The sequence below is a fragment of the Ensifer sp. SSB1 genome, assembly GCF_016652895.1.
GTDB lineage: Bacteria > Pseudomonadota > Alphaproteobacteria > Rhizobiales > Rhizobiaceae > Ensifer.
Window position 1 is genome coordinate 1 of record NZ_JAEPRP010000301.1, and the last position, 4,527, is coordinate 4,527.

General features: G+C 60.8%; 6 protein-coding genes. All 6 read left to right on the forward strand.

Translation table 11 applies throughout. The features are described 5' to 3' along the window. On the forward strand, positions 1 to 493 hold a 493-nt coding region (locus I8N66_RS36155; protein WP_291165116.1), incomplete at its 5' end, for an ABC transporter permease. Beyond that, positions 490 to 1,380 carry an ABC transporter permease gene (locus I8N66_RS36160; protein WP_113537309.1) on the forward strand — a complete coding sequence of 297 codons (891 nt, stop codon included), beginning with the start codon at positions 490 to 492 and terminating at the stop codon, positions 1,378 to 1,380. The genes I8N66_RS36155 and I8N66_RS36160, both read left to right, overlap by 4 nt. 11 nt (positions 1,381 to 1,391) lie before the next feature. Continuing rightward, positions 1,392 to 2,390, forward strand: a complete 999-nt coding sequence (locus tag I8N66_RS36165; protein ID WP_291165120.1) for an ABC transporter ATP-binding protein — start codon at positions 1,392 to 1,394, stop codon at positions 2,388 to 2,390. Next, positions 2,387 to 3,358 (forward strand): dipeptide ABC transporter ATP-binding protein, encoded by a 972-nt coding sequence (locus I8N66_RS36170; RefSeq protein WP_113537308.1) that lies wholly within the window; start codon positions 2,387 to 2,389, stop codon positions 3,356 to 3,358. Before I8N66_RS36165 ends, I8N66_RS36170 begins: the two co-directional genes overlap by 4 nt. 34 nt (positions 3,359 to 3,392) lie before the next feature. Continuing rightward, a complete protein-coding gene (locus I8N66_RS36175; protein ID WP_113537307.1) occupies positions 3,393 to 3,911 on the forward strand; it encodes a L,D-transpeptidase family protein in 519 nt (172 codons plus the stop codon). A 112-nt stretch (positions 3,912 to 4,023) separates the two neighbouring features. Beyond that, positions 4,024 to 4,527 (forward strand): serine hydrolase (locus I8N66_RS36180; protein WP_291165125.1); only part of this gene is annotated, 504 nt, incomplete at its 3' end.

Genomic DNA, 4,527 nt, shown 5'->3' on the forward strand with positions numbered 1-4,527 from the left:
GCTGATGCAGTACGTCTTCGCCCTGAAGCTGAAGTGGCTGCCCGTATCAGGGTTCTACGGCTACCAGTACGTGATCATGCCGGCCATCGTTCTTGGTTGGAGCTCCGCCGGTGTGATCGCCCGTCTCACCCGCTCCAGCCTTCTTGAAGTGATGCGCCATGACTACATTCGCACAGCACGTGCCAAGGGCCTGCGTGAACTGCTTGTCATCCGTCGGCATGCGCTCAAGAACGCTCTCATCCCGGTTGTCACCATCATGGCGATCCAAGTCGCGGGGCTTCTTTCCGGCGCCGTTATTACCGAGGCGATTTTCGGTATTCCAGGAGTGGGCCGCATCTCCGTCAGTGCCATTCAGGCGCGCGACATGCCTCTTTTGCAGGGCTCCGTGCTTTTCGCCACCGTGCTCGTCATCCTGGGCAATCTCGTCGCAGATATTCTCTATTCCGTCCTCGACCCCCGCATTCGCAATGAAATGAAGGGAGGCTCGAAATGACAGAGATCACAGAGGGCAACGTGGACGTCATCGACGATGCCGGCAACGACAGCTTCCTGCGCGACGGCATCAGGGTTTTTGCGAAGAACCGCATGGCGATGGTAGGACTGATCCTGGTCGGCCTTCTGGTCTTCGTGGCGCTTTTTATTCCGTTCATAAGCCCCCACGATCCCTATCGCGTGGCCATGGACGAACAGTTCTTGCCGCCCTCCGCCACGTTTTGGCTGGGAACGGACAACTTTGGCCGGGATCTTTTGACCCGTATTCTCTACGGGGCACGGATTTCGCTGATCGTCGGCATCGTCCCGAGCTTCATCTCTTTGATGATCGGAGCTGTTTTGGGCATCATCAGCGGCTACTTCGGCGGTCGGATCGACTTCATCATCATGAGGCTCGCCGATATGATGATTGCTTTCCCCTCATTGTTGCTCGCGATGGTGGTGATGTACACGCTCGGGGCGAACCTCTTCAACATTTTCATCGCCTTGAGCCTCGTCGGTTGGGCCGGTGTCGCCCGCGTCGTGCGTGCCCAGACACTTGCGGTCAAGGAGAAGGAGTTCATCGAGGCAGCACGCGCCAATGGCACGAGGAAGGTGAAGATCATGAGCGGTCACATCTTCCCCAATGTCGTCCCGACCCTGATCGTGCTGTTTTCGCTCAGCATCCCCGAGGCGATCATGTGGGAATCGAGCCTCAGTTTTCTCGGGGTGGGCGTCCAGCCGCCGGAGGCGAGTTGGGGACTTCTGGTGGCCAAGGGTAAGGAGTACATCTTCTCGGCTCCGCTTGTTGCCATCATGCCGGGGGTGGCGATCCTGATAACGGTGCTGGCATTCAATTTTGTTGGCGACGGTCTGCGGGACGCGCTCGATCCCTACATGAAAGATTGATGAGCGCGATGATGACAGATCAGGCTAACTTGCTGAGCGTGCGTAACCTTCGCACGGAATTCAAAACACAGAACGGACCTGTGCGGGTCGTCGACGGCGTTTCGTTCGACGTCGGGCGTGGCAAAATCGTCGGCCTCGTCGGCGAGTCCGGTTCCGGAAAAAGCATGACGGCGCTGTCGCTGATGGGGCTCGTGCCCACTCCGCCGGGAACGGTGAACGCCGACAGCATCATGCTCAACGGAACCGACTTGGCGCGACTGAACAGGGACGAGATGCGCCGCTGGCGCGGCCGGGAAGTCGCGATGGTGTTTCAGGAGCCCATGACGTCGCTGAATCCGGTCAAGACCATGGTCCAGCAGGTTGGCGAGCCGCTCGCCATCCACACCAATCTTGGCAAGCGCGCCATCCGCGAGAAGGTTCTGCGCATGTTCGAGACTGTCGGCATTCCGGAGCCTGCGGCACGGCTGGACGTCTATCCGCATCAGCTGTCGGGCGGTCTCAGGCAGCGGGCGATGATCGCCATGGGTCTTATCTGCGAACCGCAGCTCTTGATTGCTGACGAGCCGACGACGGCGCTCGACGTGACGACCCAGGCACAGATCCTGCGGCTGATGATGGCGCTTCGCGACAGGGTCGGTACAGCGATCGTCATGATCACGCATGACCTCGGCATCATTGCCGAGATGTGCGACGAGGTGAACGTCATGTATGCCGGCCAGATCGTCGAGCGTGCCAACGTTTTCGACCTCTTCGATCGGCCTTCACATCCCTATACCAGAGGTCTGCTTGCCTCGATCCCGATGGCAACGGAAAAGCGCACGGCCACGCGCATGAACAGCATTCCGGGCGTGGTGCCCAATCTCGCGAAGCTTCCCACGGGCTGTCGATTCCATCCGCGCTGCGCTGACGCGATGCCGATCTGCAAGCTGAAGTCGCCTGAACTGACCGATCTGGGCAACGGGCATCAGGCCCGCTGCTGGCTGCACGACAAACAAGGAGGAAAAGCGTGAGCGAAGTCCTCATTTCAGCCGAGGGGTTGAGCAAGCACTACCACATCGGCTCTGGTTTCTTCCGCCCGGAGCGGGTGGTCCGTGCCGTGGACGGCGTCGATCTCGAAATTCGCGAAAGGGAGACCTTCGCACTGGTGGGCGAGTCGGGCTGTGGCAAGACAACGCTCGGCCGCGTGATGCTGCGTCTGATCGAGCGGAGCGCCGGCACTGTGCGGTATCGCGGCCAGGACCTGCACACGCTGGACGAAGCTGCAATGCGGGCGATGCGCAAGAAGCTGCAGATCGTCTTTCAGGATCCCTACGCTTCGCTTAACCCCCGCATGCGGATCAAGGACATACTGGCGGAACCACTGCGCGCGCACGGTTTCGGGACCGAGGCCGAGATCGAGAAGCGCTGCGGCGAACTGCTCGACATGGTCGGACTGCGCCGGCAGCTCCTGCGCCGCTACCCCCACCAGTTCAGCGGCGGGCAACGACAGCGCATCGGCATTGCACGCGCACTTGCCAACAGCCCGGAGTTCGTTGTCTGCGACGAGGCCGTCTCCGCACTCGACGTCTCGATCCAGGCGCAGGTGCTGAATCTCTTGCGTGACCTGCAGGAACAGCTGAAACTCACCTATCTGTTTATCACGCACGACCTCAGCGTCGTGCGCCAGTTTGCCGATCGCGTGGGAGTAATGTTCCTCGGGCGGATGGTGGAGGTCGGAACGACCGAAGAGATTTTCTCCAATCCCCGCCATCCATACACGATGTTTCTGATCTCGGCGGTCCCACGCCCTGATCCGCATCAGAGAAACCGCGAAAGGCCGATGCTGGTCGGCGACATTCCAAGTCCGATGAACCTGCCGTCAGGATGTCGCTTTCATACGCGCTGCCCCTACGCCCAGGCGATCTGCAGAAGCGAAGAGCCGGCGTTGTCACACCATGGTGGCCGGGCCGTCGCATGTCATTTTCCCCTGGATCGGTGATCGGGGTGTTTCACGTCAAGGAAGGAGTTCGGGCTTGGATTTGATCGTATCGCGAAACGGGGACGGCTGGCAGGCCTCCTATGGAGACAAGCACTGGCGCTGCGCTATTGGCCGCGGCGGTCTGCGCGCTGCAAGCGAAAAGGTCGAGGGAGACGGCGCGAGCCCGATCGGGCGTTGGCCAATCCGCCAAGTCCTTTACCGTGCTGACCGGATCGCCAAACCGGAATCGCCGTTTCGCACGGGTGCCATCGACCGCTTGGACGGCTGGTGTGACGCCCCTTCGCATCCGGACTATAATCGCCAGGTAAAGTTGCCCTTCACCGCAAGTCACGAAGAGCTCTGGATGGATGACGATCTCTACGACATCGTCGTCGTTCTGGGCCACAACGATGACCCGCCGGTCGCAGGCGCGGGGAGTGCCGTTTTTCTGCACATAGCCCGCCCCGATTACACGCCTACGGCGGGATGCGCGGCGCTTTCGCGGGATGATCTGCTGACGTTCCTGACGCTCGCCGGGCCTTCAACCCACCTGGTATTCTCTGACGCGGCCTGATGACAGGCGCCGTCGCCGTCGAGCCGTGGCTGCAAGCGGCGGCCCGGCGGTCTATCTATCGTCCCTGATACCATGCGCTCGGTATGGGGCTCCCAACACAGATCTCTTCATCATGACAGCCATTGATGCCGCCGCGCTCGATCGAATGCTCAAACTCCTGCCGCGCCGATACAAAGGGCCGGGCGGTGTCGCCGGGGTGGTCAAGGATGGGCAGGTGATAGCCCGCCATGCCTGGGGATTTGCCGACATGTACCGGCGCCTGCCGATGACGGCGGCTACGCGCTTGCCGATCTGCTCGCTCTCCAAGCAATTCACCTGCGCGCTGCTGTTGGACCAGTTCGAGGATCCGGCCGCGCTCGACCTCCATGTGAGGGACTTTATTCCCAACTACCGTGATACCCTGCCAACAGTGGAGCAGCTCTGCCACAACCAGTCAGGTTTGCGCGACTATTGGGCGTTGACGGTCCTTCAAGGCGCCGAGCCGGAGGCGGAGTTCACCCGCGAAACGGCGCTTCCGCTCATTGCCCGATCGAAAACCGGCCATTTCCCGGCGGGTAAACTTTACTTCTGTGGTTGCCGTCCGTTGCGCAAGAAGTTTCCAACCCTTCTGACGTGT